10 protein-coding genes and 1 pseudogene are annotated in these 18,616 nt (G+C 68.2%); 4 read left to right on the forward strand and 7 right to left on the reverse strand.

What is annotated here, in order from left to right; all coding sequences use genetic code 11:
- Window positions 1-25: 25 nt before the first annotated feature.
- The gene (locus F3T56_RS37830; RefSeq protein WP_149830007.1) at window positions 26-2,074 is read left to right on the forward strand and encodes a hypothetical protein; all 2,049 of its coding nucleotides are present in this window, start codon (window positions 26-28) and stop codon (window positions 2,072-2,074) included.
- 111 nt (window positions 2,075-2,185) lie between these two features.
- On the opposite strand, the gene F3T56_RS37835 is transcribed toward F3T56_RS37830, so the two are convergent.
- Window positions 2,186-5,371: a competence protein CoiA family protein gene (locus tag F3T56_RS37835; protein WP_149830008.1), complete on the reverse strand. Its 3,186-nt coding sequence runs from the start codon at window positions 5,369-5,371 to the stop codon at window positions 2,186-2,188.
- Window positions 5,372-5,683: 312 nt separating this feature from the next.
- On the opposite strand from F3T56_RS37835, the pseudogene F3T56_RS50310 reads away from it, so the two are divergent.
- Window positions 5,684-5,980: pseudogene (locus F3T56_RS50310) on the forward strand (transposase); the annotation flags it as partial.
- 41 nt (window positions 5,981-6,021) lie between these two features.
- Here the strand turns inward: F3T56_RS50310 and F3T56_RS50315 are convergent.
- The 3 genes from F3T56_RS50315 to F3T56_RS37855 are packed head-to-tail and all read right to left on the reverse strand — an operon-like array spanning window position 6,022 to window position 7,884.
- On the reverse strand, window positions 6,022-6,426 hold the full coding sequence (locus tag F3T56_RS50315; protein ID WP_246204276.1) for a ubiquitination-like system serine protease family protein: 405 nt from the start codon (window positions 6,424-6,426) through the stop codon (window positions 6,022-6,024).
- Between the two features lie 20 nt (window positions 6,427-6,446).
- Complete coding sequence (locus F3T56_RS37850) at window positions 6,447-7,631, reverse strand: ThiF family adenylyltransferase (RefSeq protein ID WP_149830010.1); 1,185 nt, start codon at window positions 7,629-7,631, stop codon at window positions 6,447-6,449.
- Window positions 7,609-7,884 carry a multiubiquitin domain-containing protein gene (locus F3T56_RS37855; protein ID WP_149830011.1) on the reverse strand — a complete coding sequence of 92 codons (276 nt, stop codon included), beginning with the start codon at window positions 7,882-7,884 and terminating at the stop codon, window positions 7,609-7,611. The genes F3T56_RS37850 and F3T56_RS37855 overlap by 23 nt, the downstream gene beginning before the upstream one ends.
- A gap of 126 nt (window positions 7,885-8,010) precedes the next feature.
- On the opposite strand from F3T56_RS37855, the gene F3T56_RS37860 reads away from it, so the two are divergent.
- Both F3T56_RS37860 and F3T56_RS37865 read left to right on the forward strand, forming a co-directional pair.
- Window positions 8,011-8,862 carry a hypothetical protein gene (locus F3T56_RS37860; RefSeq protein ID WP_149830012.1) on the forward strand — a complete coding sequence of 284 codons (852 nt, stop codon included), beginning with the start codon at window positions 8,011-8,013 and terminating at the stop codon, window positions 8,860-8,862.
- Window positions 8,863-8,886: 24 nt separating this feature from the next.
- A complete protein-coding gene (locus F3T56_RS37865) occupies window positions 8,887-9,438 on the forward strand; it encodes a MarR family transcriptional regulator (RefSeq protein ID WP_216373057.1) in 552 nt (183 codons plus the stop codon).
- 663 nt (window positions 9,439-10,101) lie between these two features.
- On the opposite strand, the gene F3T56_RS37870 is transcribed toward F3T56_RS37865, so the two are convergent.
- Genes F3T56_RS37870 through F3T56_RS37880 form a run of 3 tightly spaced genes read right to left on the reverse strand, consistent with a single transcriptional unit; the run spans window position 10,102 to window position 17,346 of the window.
- The gene (locus F3T56_RS37870; RefSeq protein WP_149830013.1) at window positions 10,102-12,744 is read right to left on the reverse strand and encodes an RNaseH domain-containing protein; all 2,643 of its coding nucleotides are present in this window, start codon (window positions 12,742-12,744) and stop codon (window positions 10,102-10,104) included.
- A gap of 1 nt (window position 12,745) precedes the next feature.
- Window positions 12,746-16,123: a pPIWI_RE_Z domain-containing protein gene (locus F3T56_RS37875; protein ID WP_149830014.1), complete on the reverse strand. Its 3,378-nt coding sequence runs from the start codon at window positions 16,121-16,123 to the stop codon at window positions 12,746-12,748.
- Window positions 16,120-17,346, reverse strand: a complete 1,227-nt coding sequence (locus F3T56_RS37880; RefSeq protein ID WP_149830015.1) for a restriction endonuclease-related protein — start codon at window positions 17,344-17,346, stop codon at window positions 16,120-16,122. The genes F3T56_RS37875 and F3T56_RS37880 overlap by 4 nt, the downstream gene beginning before the upstream one ends.
- Window positions 17,347-18,616: the final 1,270 nt, after the last annotated feature.

Raw genomic sequence — 18,616 nt, forward strand, 5'->3', positions numbered from 1 at the left:
TGCCCCGCACGAGCAACTGCCCTCCGTGATCAAGCTCGGTGACCCGCGGGTGCCGTCGCGCGGGTGGACCTTTCAGGCGTTGATCGACGCGGGGCGGGAGTCTGGCCAGCCACTCTTGGAGTTCACGGCGCAGCCTCCCGACGGAAATTCATCCGATTTCGTCCCGAAGGTCGACTTCCCTCGGGCGCCGCTCCAAGCGGGGTGGTACCTGCGGTCCGACCTGGCCGTTCCGGTCTACCTGTGGGTGTTTTCCGAGAGTCAACTTGCCGATGATCCAGACGCGTTGGATTTGCGGCGACGGGGGTTCGCCTTCTATGTGGCGCACTCGGTGTGTACGCACGGAGGAAGTGACGGCGCTTATGCCAGCGTGGAGGACGTGGAGGCATGGATTCCGATTGTGGCGCCGGACCCGAGCGTCGTGGACGCCGACAGGTATGGCCACGCGCCCGTTTATCGCACGCCTGCGGTACGGAGGCTGCCCCCAGGATCTCCCCGCACGGTGGGAGTGCTGGATGTGGACTATGCGCGGGTAGCGGGCCGGAGCCTGCCCGAGCGCTGGGATATCGACGTCGTCGGCTTCTTGGTGATGGAACGACAGGACGCCGCCGACATGCCGGGACAGGAATTCTGGAGGCAAGTAGCCTTTCACACGTTCCGAGATCAGAATCTGTCGGACCTCCGTGCCGTGGCCGGAGAGGTCGACCTGATCATCGGCCACAATCTCTTCGACGGCGACTACCGATGCCTGCGGACCTACGGCGACGTGGTGGACGTCGGCGTGCTGGCCGCGAAGACGGTGGACACGCTGTATGCCGCCCGTCATGTGGTCGGCGGCCGCGCATCTCGTGCGGCGCGTCTGGACCTCACCACGTTGGCGGGCGCCCAGGGACTGCGGGAACGGGCGAAGAAGGCGTCCCGGACTGAGGCCCACCGCGGCATCCGCACCATCCATGACGCGGAGGAGCGCTGGTTCTTCCAGCCCATTTCTGATGACTGCGAACTGATGCTGGAGCTGTGGCTCGAACTGGTCACCAGCCGGCGCCTGCGCAGCGTCCTCCCGTCGGGTGAAGCGGTGGAGTACCCAGTCGGCGAGGACGGTCTGCGGCTGCTGCTGGAGCCGCAGCTCGCCCCGGACACCTTCACGAACCTGCTGACGACGAAAGGCACCGTCTACCCGCTGCAGGGCGCGGCGCGCAATGAGAGCGTGGCCCGGATCCACCGCGAGATCGAACAGCAGCGGGCCGACGGCACGCTGGCCAATCGCCACCCCGCCGCCGCGCACCGCCAGCGCTGTATGGCACCCAGCGACTCGGGGGGACGGCAGTGCGACCAGCTCATCGAGGCGACGCAGACGTATTGCCGTGCCCATCGCACCAAGCGGCGCTGCCGAGGGAATCCGGCCCTCGCCGACGCCTGCACCGCCATCGTCCACGGCGATCTGGCGCATTGCCGCTGGCACCGTATGACCGCGCTCTACGTGCCACAAGGGCAGCGAATCGTCGAGGACTTCACCCTTGCTCTGCCGCTTCGCGGCTGGGAGCGGGGCAGTGACTGGGGATACGACACGGGGACGCGTTCGTTCTTCGCGAGGCTGTACCGCAACGAGGCCGACTCGTCCGGCTCACCGACCGTATGGCTTTCGGGCACTGATCCCGACCTGGGCAATGTGGTCGCGCTCACGGACGCCGTGCAGAAAGCGACCGGGGCGTCCCGGCAGGACGTCGTGGCAGCCCTGACAGCGGATCGAAGGTCACCCCGAGAACGCGCCGTGATCACCCAGGACTGGGAACCGGCCGGGTGCGACCGTCCCTGCCCGTGCGGCACTGCGGACTGTGGCCACGGCGCACCGTGCCCGAACGACGAGTGCAGCGGTCACGACGTCCATACGATGCGCAACCCTCGCACCGAAGCGGACGTGACAGCGTGGCAGGACCATTTCGACTGCTGCGAGGGCTGCTCCGGCAGCTTCCTGGACATCTCACTCCCGGAGCGCCCCTGGGGCGAGATTCACGACGACGGCACCGTGACCGTGTACGCCGGGGTGTCCCACTACGAGCTCGGTGTCTACCCGTAGCCGCGTGCAGTCGTGGCGGACCAGTGCAGCGAGCCGGGGCCGGCGGATGTCCGCGACCGAGCTGAACGGCGGGCCGGCTGGGCCCGCACGCCGTTCGCTGAGTGCGGCAGGTCAGCGGTGGCGCCAGGTTTGGCGCAGGCGCAGGACTTCGGTGGCCCAGTGGGCGGGAAGGTCTGGTTCGGGTATGCGTTCGCGGCCGAGGCTGAAGCGGACGTGGCGGTAGAGCCAGTGCAGCGAGGCGTCCGAGCTCGCGACGAGTGTGGACAGCAGCGGTTCACCGACCGGTGTCTCCCGGTCGACGGCGACCAGGAGTTCACCCTGGTCGTCCGGGTGCAGGTGCGGCAGCCCGCCCGCTATCCGCAGCCGCAGGTCACCCCACGTCAGAAGTGAGCCGCCGCTGCGCGCCGCGTCCTTGAGGACGTCCCGGGCGATGGCGGCCAGCTTGTCGATGGTCTCGATCGGCAGACGGTCCGGGGGAGACGGTGCGGTGGCCTCGGGACCGGGGACGGCCTTGACCGGGTCCGCCGCGCGCGGTGCGGCACGACGCGGCGCGCTCGAGGTGCCGGCCTTGAGCTGGCGCTTCCACCGCTTGACCTGAACCTCTTCGAGCACCGGTAGGCGCCGGTCCAACTGACGGCGCAGCGAGCTGATCTCGTCGAGGAATGCGGCGAGTTCCTCGGTGGCCAGGCCGTTGCCGGCACGGCCGAGTTCGGCGAGGACTTGACGGATACGGCGCAGGATCGGGTCCGTGTTCGGATCCTGTTCCTGGCACCACGCCTTCACCTCGCGCATCAACGGCGTGTAGGTGGCACGGTCTTCGGGCGACAGGCGCCGGCCGTAGATGGGTCCGGCCAAGTGGCGCGCGGTCTGGACCGCAGCCAGGTCGCCGGCCTCCTGCGCGGCACGGATCTCCTTCACGAGCCAGGCGAACTCCGCTCGGGCTTCTGCGAAAGCGGCAGACTCGGAAGGTGGCGCGCCGCTGGGTGACGGGTGGGTCGCCGACAGGGGGGCTCCGCCATCTGGAGTCACCGATTCGCCGTTGACCTGGGCTTCCAGGCGGGCGAGCGCCGTGTCGAGGTCCTGCGGCAGGGGGCCGGGGCAGCGTCGTTTGAGAATCTTCGAGTGGGCCAGGGCACTGCGCAGGGCGAGAGACGTGGGGGCGGGGCCGGCCGTCGCGAGGTCGGCGAACAAGGTGCGCAGCGCCGCGTGGGCGGCTGCTGCTTCACGGCTGTTGATCCAGGTCTGCAGGTCGGTGCGGAGCAGTAGGAGGTTCTGCCGTGGCTCACCGGACAGGTGACCCGTGGCGATCCGTGAGACCTCCTGGCGGATCCGTCTGGCCTCGTTCAGGTCGTCGGCATCACGGGCCTGCTTGAACAGCTGCCTCAGACGGGCGATGTCTGCTGTCGCCTGCGCCTGGAACGTGCGCTGGTCCTTCCCCGGCGAGACGGGGCTCTTCGCCGCGGCGGGCGGGACGGCGGGCGTGCTCCTCTTCGGGGGCGCAGACGCCGGCAGAGGGTGGCCAATGAGGCGGTCGAGGTCGTCCAGGAGCCGCTCGCCCTCGCGTTGCCACGCGCGCAGCTCCTGCCTGCGTTGCCGGACAGTCTCGTAGAGCCGTTGGTGCTGTTCGCCGTCCTTGACCGTGGTGGCCAGACGGGCGGCGCGACGGCCGGTGGCGTGGGGCAACGTGGCACGGCCCACGGCCAACTGAGCCTTGAGGAGGGTCAGCTGTTCCTGGGCGGCCCGAGCTTCCGCGGGGCGGGGCGCCTCCGCAATAGCAGCCGATGCCGGTAGGGGAGGAGTACGGTGGCCGTACGCCGTATGCGCAGCGCGGATCTGCTCGTCGCTCCACCGGTACAGCGCGGACTCCGAGGCCGGGGCGGGGACTTGGAGCAGGCGCAGCACGGTGGCGAGATAGGACAGGGGACGGCCGGAGGGCGCGCGGACCAGGACGCACAACAGCGACCGGTTCCGATCTCGCGGCTTGTCGACCTCCACGAGGAGGTCCCGGCGCTTGGGATCGGGCAGGTGCGCGAGATCCAGGCCGACCCGCTCGGCCAGCTGTTTCCACGTGGTGGTGGCCCCCTCCCGCGCCACGTCTTCGAGAGCCCGCCGCAACAGTGTGGCGGTGCGGCTGCCCTGGGACTGCACCGGAACGGTGGGGGCCGGGGCGGGCGTGGCGGGCTTCGGCGCGGGCAGGGGCTCGTCCAAGGCGACGGGGGGACGCCACAGGCCGGTACGTTCCGCGTCCAGACCCTTGAGCTGGATGAGGCTGTCCGCGCGCACCGCCCAGCCGGTGTTCTCACCCGGCCAGTCGGCTTCGGTGACCAGCAGGCGCACCGCGCCCGCCAGCCGGTACACGTACTGCTCGGTGGGGCGGGGTGTGTCGTGGGGCAAGGAGAGCTGGGCCTTGAGGATCCGGTGTCCGGCCGGTTTGATGAATCCGGATATCAGGTACCGGCCGCCCTCCACGAGGGGCGAGTCGGTGTCCGGCCGGGCCTCGCCGTCGATCGCGAAGACGATCTCGGCGCCGCGCAGCGGCAGGCTGCCGGCCACGGCGGCGTGGCGCGCGGCGCCCTCGCGGATCAGCCCGCGGTTACGCAGTTCGTCGAGGTCGGGGGTGATGAGGCCGTCGCCGGTCATCCGGCACTGCTCGAGCGGAGACCAGGCGACGGGGCGGTTCTCGGTGACGGTGCCGATCAGAACCCGGCGGCTGTTGCCGTCGGTTTCGCACCGCACCCGCAGGGCATAGCCGTAGCGGGCCGTCATATCCCGGGTGATGGCGCTCTCCAGCCCGAAGACCCACTCGACGTGCCCTTCCTTGGCGGCCAGGCTGTCCGCCGTTCCACGCCAGCTGCGGTAGTCGTTGGGCCGCAGCTCGAAGCGAAGGCGTTGATTCGTGGCACGCAGCACGAAGTCCACGGCATCCCCGGGGCCGCGCCCGAGGCTGCACAACTCGGCCTGCGCCGCGTGCCCCTGGCCCGCCAGCCACTGCATCACGTGCGCTTTGACGAACAGGTGATCGGCGCTGTCGACGCCGTTGGCCGTGCGATGACAAGCCGCCCGGCTTCCGTCGCGGTCCGGGAAATGGGAGAAGTGACAGACCTTCGTTTCGTAGCGCTTGGTCATCAGCCGCTCGCCGCAGCCACCGAGCAGCGTTCCGCACCAGAAGTCGTCCTTGCCGAACTGGCGGCGGAACTCATCCAGATTGTGCGGCTCCTCGGGCAGGATGACCGGCTGGTCCGAATCCCGGCCTCCCATGACCGCGGTCTGGACGAGACGGAAGTCGATCTGCGCCACCAGCAGTTCCTCCGAAAACAGTCAGCACCCACCCACCCAAGGAGGCACACACCCGGCGCGGACACCGCGCCCCGGAGCACCCCTGGCGCCTGCGCAGTCACACACGTCCCGACGGTGCAGCGACGTCTTGGGCCACCCGATGAGATTATCTGTCGCGTCGGACAATGCGTCAGGTGTGGTGTGCATTGCCTCCTGGAAATTCCTTGGCGGACTCCGGTGAGTTGTCTTACGCGGTGCGTCGGTCTACCGGCTTCGATTCCGTATCGTATGCCCGCAGAAACGAAGTCGAGCGGCTGGTCGGGAAGTTGAAGACTGGCTCGCAGGATTGGCCAGCTCTCCGAGCAGATCCGGGACGTGGAGACTTGTCTTGCCCGGCTCGTGGAACGGCATGCCCCGCAGCTGCTCGACGTGGTGGGGATCGGTCCGGACACGGCGGTCACGTTGCTGATCACGGTGGGGGACAACCCTGAACGGCTGGACAGCGAGGCGTCGTTCGCCGCGCTGTGCGGTGTCAGCCCTGTCGAGCGCTCCTCGGGAGGCCGGCAGATCCGTCGCCTCAACCGCGGCGGCGACCGGCAGGCCAACGCCGCGCTGCATCGCATCGTGCGCTGGTGTCGGGTAGCGATCTGCCCGACACCCGGCCCGCTCGGCTATCGGGGCTTGCGCTTCCGCAGGGCAGCCCACCATCTGAAGGCAAGGCACGAGGCTGCGGCGGACTGGGCTGACACGGGGGGTTTTGTACGGCGCGCTGGCTGGTTAGTTGCGCGCGATGCTGCGCGGCTGGCCGAGATCTCCTCTTTGGTCCACTGTCTGGCCCAGATGACGGTGTTGTTGCGGATCCAGTAGTGGGACTTGCAGGGGAAGCTCCAGTTTCCGATGGAGGGGTGCAGGGAGACCGATACCCCGTCGAGGGTCAGCTTCCATTCTCGGGGCGCGAGGGGGGTGACGACCTCGTAGCCGCAGCCACAGCAGCACAAGTGGGCGACCAGAGCGTGAGGGAAGGAGATGTACACCACGTCCTGGGTCAATTTCTCCGGGAAGTGGTCGATGAACATGTGTGTCAGCCGGACGTCCGTCACGTCGTGTCCTCGTTGGTGAGGATGTTCCCGTCAAGCTGGTAGACGCTGTGGTGTTCGTGCTCAAGGTCGGCGTAGAAGCCACAGAGCTTCTTCCACTTCACCACTGCGAGGGCGGCGTTGAGCGCGTTCAGATCGGCGATCTGGATATTGCGCGCGTACGCGTTGTGCTCGTCCCCGTCTGCGAAGGGAATCCGCTGCCGCTCGTGGATATGGCTGCGCTGGCCAGGAACGCTGGTGATTATACGCAGCAGTCCCGTCAGCGCGTCGTCGCCCTCGAGTATGCCCATACCCACGTCCACGAATGAGACGCCGTACTCCTCGAGTTGCTCGACCAACAGGCGCTTTGCTGCTCCCTGGTCGAGCGCCAGGAACACGAAGTCCATCTCGCGCAACTCTTCGGCGCTCGTTTCATCGACGAACACCGGGCGCGGTACGATGCCGTACCGCATCTTCCCGTAAAGGGCGGCGTAGTAGTCGACCTTCAGCGGTGCGCCCTCTAGTTCCTCCGCGGAAGCCGCGCCGGGTGCCCGGAAGGCGTTGTGCTGAAGGAAACGGTCGCCGTCGAACAGATGGATTCGCGCGACCGGGGTCTTGGCGACCAAATCCAAGATGTAGGCGCCGGTGCCGCCCAGACCGACGATCGCCACATCCTCAATCGAGGCCAGACGCTGCGTGGTTGTTCCGATGCCGGCCCGGCTGGAGGCGGTGTCGGCGTAGCGGAAGACGCAGTCTTGCGGTTCGCCGGGCACCACTCTGTACGTGCGCGCCGTTGCTTCGGGGTTCAGTTCCTGGGCGGGGGAGGACAGGATCGCCGCGTAAGCGGTCACCTTCTCGTAGTAGTCGTTGTACACGCCTGTGCCGACCGGCTTGCTGGAGAACATGAAGGTCGTCCGCACACCGGCCAGCACCGAGCCGGACGGCCCGTTGATGAGCTGGTTGAGTGGCTGTCCCTTGTGGTCGCACGGGGTGTCGCCGCTGAAGTAGACCACGTGCGTGCTCGGGGCCCGGGTGATGTCGCCAGCCAGTGTCAGCTCGGACACGAGGATCCCGAACCGCACCGTGCGATCCCCGGCCACGTAGGGGATGTGGGTGACGATCAGGTGGCCGTCCTTCACGTCGATCTCGAAGCCCTCCTCTTGGAGGCGCTTCAGGTCGGGGCTACGACTTGTCAGTGGCGACAACGGTGAACACCGTCCCGTTCTTGATCTCGACGCTGCCCCCGGCGGTCAGGGTGCCGTCGGCCGGCTTCTGGTGGGCGTGCCGGAAGCTCACCGTGATGAGGATGTTCGGGCCCGACGGGACCGGGTCGAAGGCCAGCTGGACCACCTCCTCGAAGGTCAGGGTGTCCTTGTGGACGGTCTTCTCGCGCGTGTTCACGAGGATCTTGTACTCGCGCCGGTGGGCTACGTCTGGGGCGGTGGAGATGTCAGGCATCGCGCATCCTCTGCTCGGTTTCACTGAATACAATGAAACCGTATCACGGGTCACCAGAGACACACGCGACACGCCCAAACGGGTGACGCACTTACCGGGGTGGCCCTCCTGGCATCCTGATATGCCGTGCTACTCGAACTCGCCGGACGGCATCCGCTCCTCCGCGCTGACCTGACTCCCGAGCGCCGCGCCGACCAGGTCGTCACGATCGACGCCACGCGCCTGCGGTTCATCAGCCCTCTCGACCTCACCGCCGTTGCCGCACTCGCTCACGCCACCGCCGTCGCCTCCAGCAAGAGCGTCCTGCGCCTGCCCTCCGACCCCCGTGTCACCTCCTACTTGCAGCGGATGGACCTCCTCGCCCAGCTTCCCGAAAGCACCATTGCGGTCGGAGCCGTTCCGTTCGACGTCCGCAGCGACCACCACACCACCCTCCTCGAGACGACTCTGCTGACCCCAGAGACCGCCCCCGACGTTAGTGAGCGCATCGGACTGCTCGCCCTGGCCAATCTCGGCGCGTCCCCAGGCGCTCGGGTCGCCCGCAGTGTCGGCGAACTCATCGACAACGCCGTTAGTCACGGTCACGGCCAAGCGGGTGCCTATATCGCCGCCCAGGCGTACACCGGAAAGACCACCGGAACCCGGCGTCTGGAAGTGGCCATATGTGACAACGGCATTGGCGTCCTCGCCCACCTGTGCCGAAATCCTGACCACGCTGGTTTGACGGACAGTGAAACCGCACTCCGCCAGGCCCTCCAACCCGGCATCAGCGGCACCCGGGACAGCCGCGGCAACGGACTGCCCGACCTGCTCCGTCAGGCCGGCACCACCGGTCCGACCCGGCTCGTTGTGCGCAGCGGAAGCGGGCTGGTGCGCGCTGCCCGGCACCGCACCGGGATGCGAACCGTCAGCACCCTCGCCGCGGCGATGCCCATACAGGGCACCTGGGCATGGCTGAGAGTTTCATTTGCGCCGTAACCTCAGTATGCTTCAATGGCTTCAATGAAAACGACGAGGCAAGGAACAATCACCTTCCCCGTACAGCCCTACGGGCAGTTCCTCTTCACGCGAGCAGCAGGCGCCACAGCACGAGCTGACCTGGAAGAGCGTCTGCGACGCTCTGACGCCCAGGCCCTGCTGACCATCGACTTCACCGGCGTCACAGCAATGACCAACAGCTTCGCGGACGAGTTCCTCGGCAAGTTCTACACACTCCTCGCAGCAGAAAACGCTGTCGAAGCCGTGCAACTCGGGGGCTTGAACGAAGAGACCCGCGACGCAGTCAACGTATGCCTCCAACGGCGCAAGCAGTTCGCCGTGGATGCGGAGAGCCGCACTCTCCTCGGAGACGCAGAAGTCCTGGCTGACACCTATAGGTGTGCCCGCGAACTCAACACGTTCCGTGCGGCCGAGCTTGCCGAGGAACTGCATATCTCCCTGCCCAACGCGAACAACCGACTCAAGCGTCTCCTCGAAGCAGGAGCGCTCAGGCGTGAACGCTCAGCAGGCCCCGATCGAGGCGGTAAGGAATTCATCTACAGCGTGCCTGCCTGACGGGTTTATCAGGAGTCAGGTGTAGTTCGTCCGATTGGCGTACGGGTGCCGACGAAAACGAGAACCGATCGGCAACCGAGGCGGTCCATCAGCTATTCGTAGGGTAGAACGGCAATTCCCGGCTCTTCCATGACCCCGCTACATCAGCGACGAGAACACCAGCATCGGCTTCGCCCCGCACGAAGGCGTGATGCATGTGTGGGCGACCAAGCCCGAGTGGGACCAGAGCACGCGGGAAAATTGGGGGCAGGTTGCCGCAGGTGTGGCGTGCCAGTCAATCCTCACCGAATCCCGCGCCCGGCCGGAATGGGGCTACGCCCAGTACGCGGTTGCGGTCCTCGACGGCGCCGGCGGTACGGACTTTCTACGCTGGGGTTCCGTCGGCAGTTGCGCGAGCTGACCCTCCTCACATTTCGGTCCAGGAGCCGATGTTGATGCAGCGGCTGAGTATCAGGCACCTACGGGCGGCCCCCTGCTGGCCGCAGGGTTCGCTCCCTACCTGTGCGGAACGCCTAGCAGGTTCTGCGCTTCCGTGCCAGCGGCGGAGATCTACTCCGGCCCTATGGCGGGTGCATCGTGCCTGGGTGAGGTGTGGCCCGCCTCGGCCGTACCCGCCAGCGATGAGGGGTGCAGCCGAGGCTATTGGGTTTGCCGGGGTGGGTCCTATACGAGGTACTCGGTCATGAGATCGGCGCAGTGGATGAGCCAGGGCCAGACAGTGCCGTTGGTGGTGTGCAGGACAGAGCGCCGCAGGGCCTGGACGTACATGGCGAGTTCGGCGGGATCGTCGCCGTCCTGGAGGAAGGCGGTGACGATCTCCAATGGTCGGGGGTTGTGTACGGACCAGGTGGCGTCCTGGGGGCGTGCGGGGTCGAGTTTGGTGACATCGAGCGGGGTCTGGTTTTGGGCGGGGCGGGGGTTGAGTCCGTAGAAGACGGTGTCGCTGTGCTGGACGAGGCCGCTGAAGCGTCCGTTTCCGGGGGTACGTTGCTGGGCTTGTTCGTCGTAGGGGACGCCGAAGAGTTGGGCGACTGCGGCGCGGTCGGCGGCCTCGCGGAGCCGGATGATGCGTAGGCCAGGCAGGTCGTCGGGTTTGCGCGGGGTGGGGATTGATTCGGGTTGATCCAGGCGGGTGCCGGGCGCGTGGACGGCGCCGGGGGTGAGATGGGTGTCCTGGAGCCAGGGCCAGATGTCGCGGTTGCGCAGGGTGGCGGCGCGGGCGAGGAAGATCCGGTCGGTGGTGCTGTCTGGGGCCAGGGCCTGGCGGAGGAAGTCGACGAGAGCCGGGCGCTCGCGGTAGGCGTTGATGCGGCCGCGTTTGTCGGTGAGGACTAGGGGGAGCTGGGTGAAGGGGATTTCGGGTTCGTAGCGGCTGCCTCGGGTGGGCATGAGCTGTGCGGTGGGTGCGGTGCCGGGTCGGGCGCGCAGGATCATCGGGACGCACTGGTTGCCAGGGGCGGGCGGCATCCACAGGGTGATCAGCTCGAAGGGGCCCGTGATGCCGGGAGGTTGGGGCAGGTCGGGAAGGTAGCCGATCTGGCGCAGGGCGTCGAGCGCGGAGGCGGCGGCGCGTTCGATGTCGCTGGAGCGAAGGTCGGTTCCGGGATAGCGCTTGACCTTGCTGGCTTTGTCGGGGGCAGGGAGGACGGGGCGCATGCACTGCACCCGCCGTCCCAGCGCAGGCAGGGTCGCCTTGAACGAGGTTTTCGGGTCGAGGAGTTGGTTGCGGCCGAAGTAGTGCTGGTCCTCAAGTTCGATGACCGCAGCCCGCAGGGCAGCAGTGCGCGGGACGTGGTCGTGGATCTGCTGGGTATGGGCGGCGCGGGCCTGGTCGTCCTCAGCGCGGCGCACGGCGCGATCAGGATGGGCGGAACGAGACGTTCCACCGGTGAGGGTGCCGGGATCGTAGGGGTGCACGGTGAGGCTGTAGTCCTCGCCGGTGTAGGTGGCCGGGCTGTAGGCGGACTCGGATGGTTCAGGGGCGAGTTGGAGTTTTTCGGTGAGGGCGAGGTGGAGGGCCTGGCGGGTGCGGGGCGATGTGGTCCAGTGCTCCAGGTGGTAGTGGGGGCGGGGGCCGGCCGGGATGCGGGCGGAGGGTGGCGGGAGGGCGCGGGTGCGGGCGGGGGCCTTGCGGGTGGCTGCGATCGGGATCAGGCCGAGCGGGGCGAAGAGCGGGGTGAGGGCGTCGAAGACCTCCAGGTGGTCGCGCGGCTGGTAGCCGGGGGCCGCCGGGTGCTCGGCACTTTTGCGGACAGCCGGCGTTGCCTCAGGGTGTTCGGGCAGCGAGTAGCGCATGCCGGTGCTGTGTGTGGCCCACGCGGCGACGGACTGCTCGGTGCTGGTGGCCAGCGAGGCGGGATCGGTGCGCAGGGTGTCGGGCGCGGGGTAGCGGGGGCGGGAGAGCAGCGCCAGGAGACGGGAGATGCGTGGCGACCAGGCCAGGCGGGGACCGTCGCTGGTGTGCTGGAGGGTGAGTTCGGCCTGGACGAGCATGCGGCGCTCGTGGGAGGTCAAGAAGCCGGTGTCGGTGTGGAGGAGGGCACTGAGGGTGGCGGCCTTGTCACCTCGGCGCGGGACGTAGCTCATCGGGAGGGCGGCGAAGCGGGCCATGTGGAGGTCGGCGTGCACGCGGACCTGGGGGTCGCCGGGGATGGTTTCCAGGTGGAACTCGATGTAGTGCGTGTACAGGCCGTGGGCGCCGGTGCGGTCGGTGAGCGCGATGGGCGGGCCGAGGTATACGCGGCGGCGGTTGTCGGGCTGGGTGGGGCCGAGCCAGCCGGTGTAGTCGTGGCCGGCAAGGGTGAGGCCGGTGGTGGTGATGTGTTCGGCGAGCAGGCTGGGCAGCAGGGACCAGACCGGTTCGGCCGGGTTGGCGGTGTTGTTGGGATGCACGTGGGCGCGAGCGAGGTGGGCGAGGTTGAGGTCGTCGCTTTGCCATTGCACGGGGTGTTCGCCTAGGAGGGCTTCCCAGTCGGTATTGGGCAGGTGGGGGGCGACGTCAGACGCGGCCCAGGCGGCGACGGCCAGGTCGAAGGGGGCGGCGGGCTCGGCGGTGGCCCGCAGCGCGTGCGGTGATTCGAGATGATGGCTCAGGGCGGTGATGCGGGGATCGAAGGCGGGCAGCAGGGCGGACAGGCTGCGGGTGGGCAGACTGCCGGCGCTGTGGCGTCCGGGGCGGGTCTCCCAGACGGTGCGCAGATGGCGCAGCCAGGGAGCGGGGATGGCGGCCGAGCGGGTGTGCACGGTGAGTTCGGCGTCGTGGGCGAAGACGAAGACGGCGGACTGCTGCCGGGGGTAGTGGGGCATGTCAGTTTCCCAGGTCGATGGTGGCGTACAGGTGCCCGGCCAGACCCCAACAGGCGTCCTGCACGGCGTAGTTGAGGCGTTCGGCCGCCGAGACGTCGGGGCGGGGGGCGGTGAGCATGCGGTCAAGCAGGTGCTGGGTGGCGACTAGGAGGCTGGTGCGCTCGGTGTCGGGTGCGGTTTCGTCGCGGTCTGCGGTGCGCGGGGCCCAGGCGGCGTCGCACAGGTAGACGAGGACGGGGACGTCCCCGCGGATGCCGCGGCCGGCGGTCTGGTAGGTGGAGATCAGTTGGTTCCCGGCGAAGGCGTCGCGGAGTCTTTGTTCGGCCAGGCGGGAGAAGAGCACTGGCTGGCCGAACAGGCTCCAGGTGGCGCGGGCCCCGTGACGCAGTCGGCGGGCGAGATCGTCGGCATCTGTGCCAGGGACGGACAGGTCGGCGGGGTCGGCCAGGCGGCGCATGGCGTCGGCGCCGAGCAGGGACAGGACGAACGATGAGTCGTCGCCCGGGGGGTGTGGCCGCACCAGGTAGAAGATCGCGCCGAGGGCGGCTTCGCGGCGGGCGTTGAGGAGGTTGTGGCCGCGTTGGATGGTGCCTTCGGCGGCGACGAGGATGTCGGCGCCGGTGGCGGGGAAGGTGGCGACCTGGCGGCGGGCGATTCCATAGGGGCCGGGGGTGTCGCCGTCGCGGACCACGTGCCGCGCGGTGTACGGGGTGCGTAGGTTGATGTAGGCGGCGACGGTTTCGGCATCGCGGGTGCTGAGCACGGTGAACAGCACCTGCTTGCGGCCCTCGGCCAGCAGCTGGCGCACCTGGGCGAGCAGGTCGATGGTGGCCCCGGGCCGGGGCAGACACAGCGCGGCGGTGTTCTGCAGCAGGGCCTGGGCGCGGCGCTCGGGATCGCCACCCGTGCCGGAGACGAACACCGGACGGCCTTGGGCGGTGTATCCCGGGCGTAGGAACATCCGGGAGGCGGCCAGGGCGGCGCGGGAGGACTTGGGGGTGCGCAGCACGAGGCCGACGGGAAGATCGATGTGGAATTTCGGCGCCGCCGGGGCATGGGACGTCGCTGAGGCAAGGACAGTGTTGGGGCCGTCGATGCCCTCTGGGGACAGCAGGTCGTGCAGGTGGTACAGGAGCCAGCGGCCCACGCCGCGCAGCCAAAGGATGCGCAGGGAGCCGCTGTCACCGTTGGGGGTGGGCTGCCATTCCAGCGACATCAGGTTCCCGGCGGGCTGTTCGGGGACGAATGCCAGCAGTTCACGGGGCGGCTGGTCCTTGAGGAACCCGGCTTCTTCGTCCACGTCCAGGGCGAGGTCCGCATTGACGGCCGGGTAGAGCTTGGCCATCTCGAAGAACGTCGTGGTGATCCGGGCCGCCCAGATACCGGCCTGCAGCAAACGGGCCCACTGCAGTTCGCGTGGTTCGGGTTGGCCAATCGCCTCGCCGTCTTCGGGGTGGTCTTCTGCCTCGATGCCGTCGGTCGCATCGGTGTCGGTGGGGCCATCGGAGAGGACGGTTTCGGGGGCGCCGCACTGGCGCAGCCACGCGAGCGCTGCGACATCCGGGTGAGAGGTGCCGTCATGGGCGGAGGTCATGGCCTCCAGCAGGGGCGCGAGGTCGCTGGGCGGCGGGTCCATGGACTCGGCGGCGAGTGGTTGCAGCCTTGCTTCGAAAAAATCCTGTGCCTGGTCTTCGAGTTGGGGCGACTTCTGGTGCTCGGAGCGTTCCCCCAGACCGTGGAGGGCGCGGGCCAGGTGGCGTAGCAGCGTGTGGCCGCTGAAGGGGCCCCGGCCCAACATGTCGCGCAGCGGCGCCCCCTCCTCATCGACCAGCAGCTGGTACAGGCGGATGCGGGCTTGGCCGTGACGGCGTTCGAGTTCCTCATAGCGTTGGACGTCGGGGTTGTTCAGGGGCAGGTGCCAGCGGTGGTCGAGGCTTTCGGCCACCGAATGCCGGGTGCGGGTGGACCAGCCGTCCCTCGGCGCGGTCAGCACCCGCTGCTGGAGGAAGGCGTTGTCCAGGTTGCGCTGGACGTCGTCGGCCTCGTCGACCAGGAGCAGGTCCAGATCGTGCTGGAACCGCTCGATGACGCGCATGTTCGCGGCTGACCAGCCGGCTTTGGAGTGGAGCATGCCGGCAGGTGTGGTGAGGATGACCTCGGCGTCGCCGAGGTCATGCAGGTCATGGTGGCGCGGGCAGCGGGAGAGCATCGGGCAGTCCCGCATCCCGCGCTTTCCGGCGACCTTCAATCTGCCGCGGCAGGGTCGGTCTTTCTCCTCCAGCGGCTCTCCGCCGATCAGTTGGTCGAGCAGGCACATGTCCACCGTGTAGCGAGCGGCCCCGTCGGCGTGGGTGGGGACGAGGGTGTCCTGGTCGTGAAGCGTGGTGCGCCAGTAGGCGGCCACGTGCTCGGAGCGGTTGCTGCGGCCGATCTGGGGCACCGCATTGATCCCCAGCGCGCGCAGAAATGCGGCCTTGGCGTACACGTCGGCGGCTGACGCCAGCAGGTAGCCGACGCGTAGACCGCGCCGCACGGCGAGCACGGTGAGCAGGTCCATGAGCGTGGACTTGCCGGAGTTCATCAGCCCGACCAGGTGGAGGACGCCGTCCAGGGCAAGCGGTCGGTCGTCGTCGGTGAGGTCGTCCAGGGTGCCGGCACCCGGGTCGGGGACGGCGAACTCTATGGCCGCTAGGCGCTGTGCCCAGTCGCGATTGGTGATGTGCGGCTGGTCCTGGAGGAGTTCGTCAACGGATGCGGCGACGGTGCGCAACTCGCCGCGGGTGAAGATGAACGGAGCACGGTGGCGCGAGGCCGCCGGATCCTGCAGCGTCAGAGGGGCGTCCGCAGGCAGCCATTCGGGCAGGTGCGCCGACTCCCAGGAGCCGTCGGCTCGCTCGAAAGAGACGGTTGATCCTACGGGTGCCGGACAGAAGGTGACCGGGGTGTAGGCGACCGTGGCCTTGAGGGCCTGCCGGTACACATCGTGTCGGCCGATGAGGTAGGGCGAGGACTGCGGGGTGAAGACGGTGCTTGGGCGGACGTGGCGCCCGGTTTGCTCGGCGTCGAAGCCGCGCAGGCGGGCATCGGCGCTGAGATATCGGTCCAGAAGGTGGAGGAACTGGCCCGAGCGAGCGAGGTCGCCCATCAACATGCGCAGTGAGCGGATCTCCCGGTCCAGGCCCGGCCGGGGAATGCTGTAGCCGGACAGGACCGGCCACAGTGAGCCCACCCCTTTGCCTGGCAGGTGGTCGGCGAGGAACGTCAGGCCGAGTTCGAGTTGGCAAAGTTCCCGTGGCTGCAGTGGCCCCAACAGCGAGCTGACGGCCTCATCGGACAGCTCCTTGACCAGGGGGTCCATCCAGGCGCGGATGTTCCTCATGCCCGCCCTCCGAGCCGTCGTGCGTGCTGCGCGGCCTGGCGCAGGAACGTGGTTTCGTCCATCACGGTGATGCCGCGGACCCGGCCGTGGAGTTCGCGTTCCAAGTCGGCTCGGTAGGCGGGGGTCGCCCGGTGCTGCGCGAGCACCAGGAAACGGCGCGCGGCTTCGGGTTCGGACGGAGGGCTGAAGCAGCGTCCCAGCAGGGTCGCACTGACGGTGTCCTTGGCGTCGAACAGCCAGCATTCCGCGCTTCCGTCCCCGTGGGTGAAATGCAGGCTGCCGTCCCACGTGTCCATCAATGGGTAGCGTTCCAACGACACCCGAATGGGGCAGCCGTCCTCGACCAGCTGCGCGGCCAGGGCGTCGCTGCCCTTGAACAGACGGTCTTCGACCAGGCCGGCATCGTGGTGAAAGCGGCGGGTGGCCCGGTTCTGCACCCAGTACCCCTCCAGCGTGCGGACGGTGCGAGTCCCGGCCCGGCCCGGACAGCTGGCCACCGGGCAGCGCACGAGCGGGGAGGTCAGCGGATTGCCACAGCTGTCGCACACCCGCAGTGTCACCGTGCCCGGTGCCGGCTGGAACCGGTAGGCGGCGCGTACCAGGTCCTTCACGTACGGCTCGCCTTGCGGGGCAGCCGCCGGCATTGCCCATACCCGTTTGATCACGTCCAGGTCGCTGAGGACTGGCTGGTGAACCAGCAGCAGCCGGAGGGTCACATAAGCGTCCTGGATCTCTTGCTGCGTGCTGCCGTTGGCCTGGGCGGCGGCCATCAGGAGCGCGAAGACCCGGTTCTCCACCAGCTCCGCCTCGACATCCTGACATCCCGCCAAGGCCACGGACTGCTCGGCGAACTCCGACAGTTCATCCCCCTCCAGCAGTACCTGGTCCCGGTCGCCTTCAGCGAGGTCGAGGCGGATCGGCCAAGTGCCGAGAGGGCGGCGGCACGCGGCAAACACGTCCAGGTCGTCTCCCGGCCAGTTCACCTGCTGGGCCAGACCCGTCCACCACAGCCGGGTTACCGCGGTACGCCAGGCCCGCGGCAACGCTCCTGACGTCCCGACCCGGTCTTCCGGACCGAGGCTCTGCCTGGAATGTTGCCGGTCCAAGTACATCCGAGCCAGGCCCGCGGCCAGCAACTCCACGGTCTGGTAGTCATCCAGGCCCAGACCAGGGTGAGCGGCCGCAGGATCGATGGGTGCGATGTCGCGCAACGTCGAAGACATGGCAACGGCTCTACCGCATACCACTGACAATCTGTCCGCCGTATGGAGCTGCGTGCCTGGCTGTGGTCCAGCAACGACCCGCCACCTGGGCCGACAATCGGCTTTCCGATTCCCTCGTTCGGGTGAAGTGGGGAAGTTGACGCACGGCGGTCAGCTGGAACAGGAACGTCGGGACGGGGGGCCAGGTCTCCGTCCGGGAATGCGTCACGAACGCCGTCGCCCCGACCGGCTCACCGATCGCACCATCGTCGATCGCGGCCCGAGCCGTCTGCCCAGCCGACCCCAGCGTGCGCGGTGGGCGGGATGATGTTGACGACCACGTCGATGTCCGCGCGGTCGACCAGCTCACCCACCGAGCACGCGGTCGCGCCCGAGGACGCCGCGGCCGACTCGGCCGCACGGGATAGGCGTCGGCGACCGCGACCAGCGTCAGCCAGGGAGCCAGACCGGAAGGCTCCGGCGAGGCTTCCGCACGCGGCGGGCCACGACGGCGTCAGTAGTGCCCGGCGCGGGCACCGTTGTACTCCGGCTCCCCGCTTTCCAGCACGCGGAGCAAGGACGCAGTGACGACACGTGTCGTACGGCCGATGCGCAGCACGCGACATGGGAACTCCCCGCGACGAACCAGGTCGTAGCCTTTCGCTCGAGAGAAACCGAATACCCTGGAAGCGTCCTCCACGCTCCCCGTTCCGTCCCAGGTGGCGCGGATGTACGTTGGGCTGTACTGGGAGCCCGGCAGCTCGTTACTCTGTCTGTGCATTTTGGACTCTCCAGTCCCTTTCAAAACGGTGCTGCTTACGCGCAGCCGATAGGTGTTGAAACTGCAGGAAACGCATGGCCCTAATGCCCGTGGCGAGTTGTGGATCACGGTGTCGGGCCCGGAGTTTGCTGGAACAGCAGGTGTAAGCCAGGTCACGCCGCATCGCGGCTGAGGGCAAAGCCGATGTGCAGTCCATCCCGATGCAGGTCGACGGCGTCTCTGGCTTGCCCCAGGACCTGACAGGACTCGACCACCACGGCACCGGCGACATCGCACTCGGGACCTGTTCGGCCGGAGTTAGGCGACAATGTGAGGCGCTGACGAGGCGAATTGAGCTGAGTTGATGGTCGTCTTGGTCGTGCCTTTCGACGTATGGGCGGGTGGTGGCGGTGGACCATCAATGATGCTCGGAATCGCCGGTTTTGCTAACCGGCGATTCCGAGCTATTGATCCGAAACGGTTTGGGTTCTGGGTCGTTGATGGGGTGTGAGCGATCTGGTGGGGGACGCG

Source organism: Streptomyces tailanensis (genome assembly GCF_008386495.1).
Taxonomy (GTDB): Bacteria; Actinomycetota; Actinomycetes; order Streptomycetales; family Streptomycetaceae; genus Streptomyces; species Streptomyces tailanensis.

What these genes read in the sequence shown, in the direction of transcription:
- F3T56_RS50315 (WP_246204276.1), bottom strand. Translation starts at nt 6,426, where the DNA reads ATGTTCATCGACCACTTCCCGGAGAAATTGACCCAGGACGTGGTGTAC.
- F3T56_RS37855 (WP_149830011.1), bottom strand. Translation starts at nt 7,884, where the DNA reads ATGCCTGACATCTCCACCGCCCCAGACGTAGCCCACCGGCGCGAGTAC.
- F3T56_RS37865 (WP_216373057.1), top strand. Translation starts at nt 8,887, where the DNA reads ATGAAAACGACGAGGCAAGGAACAATCACCTTCCCCGTACAGCCCTAC.
- F3T56_RS37870 (WP_149830013.1), bottom strand. Translation starts at nt 12,744, where the DNA reads ATGCCCCACTACCCCCGGCAGCAGTCCGCCGTCTTCGTCTTCGCCCAC.
- F3T56_RS37875 (WP_149830014.1), bottom strand. Translation starts at nt 16,123, where the DNA reads ATGAGGAACATCCGCGCCTGGATGGACCCCCTGGTCAAGGAGCTGTCC.
- F3T56_RS37880 (WP_149830015.1), bottom strand. Translation starts at nt 17,346, where the DNA reads ATGTCTTCGACGTTGCGCGACATCGCACCCATCGATCCTGCGGCCGCT.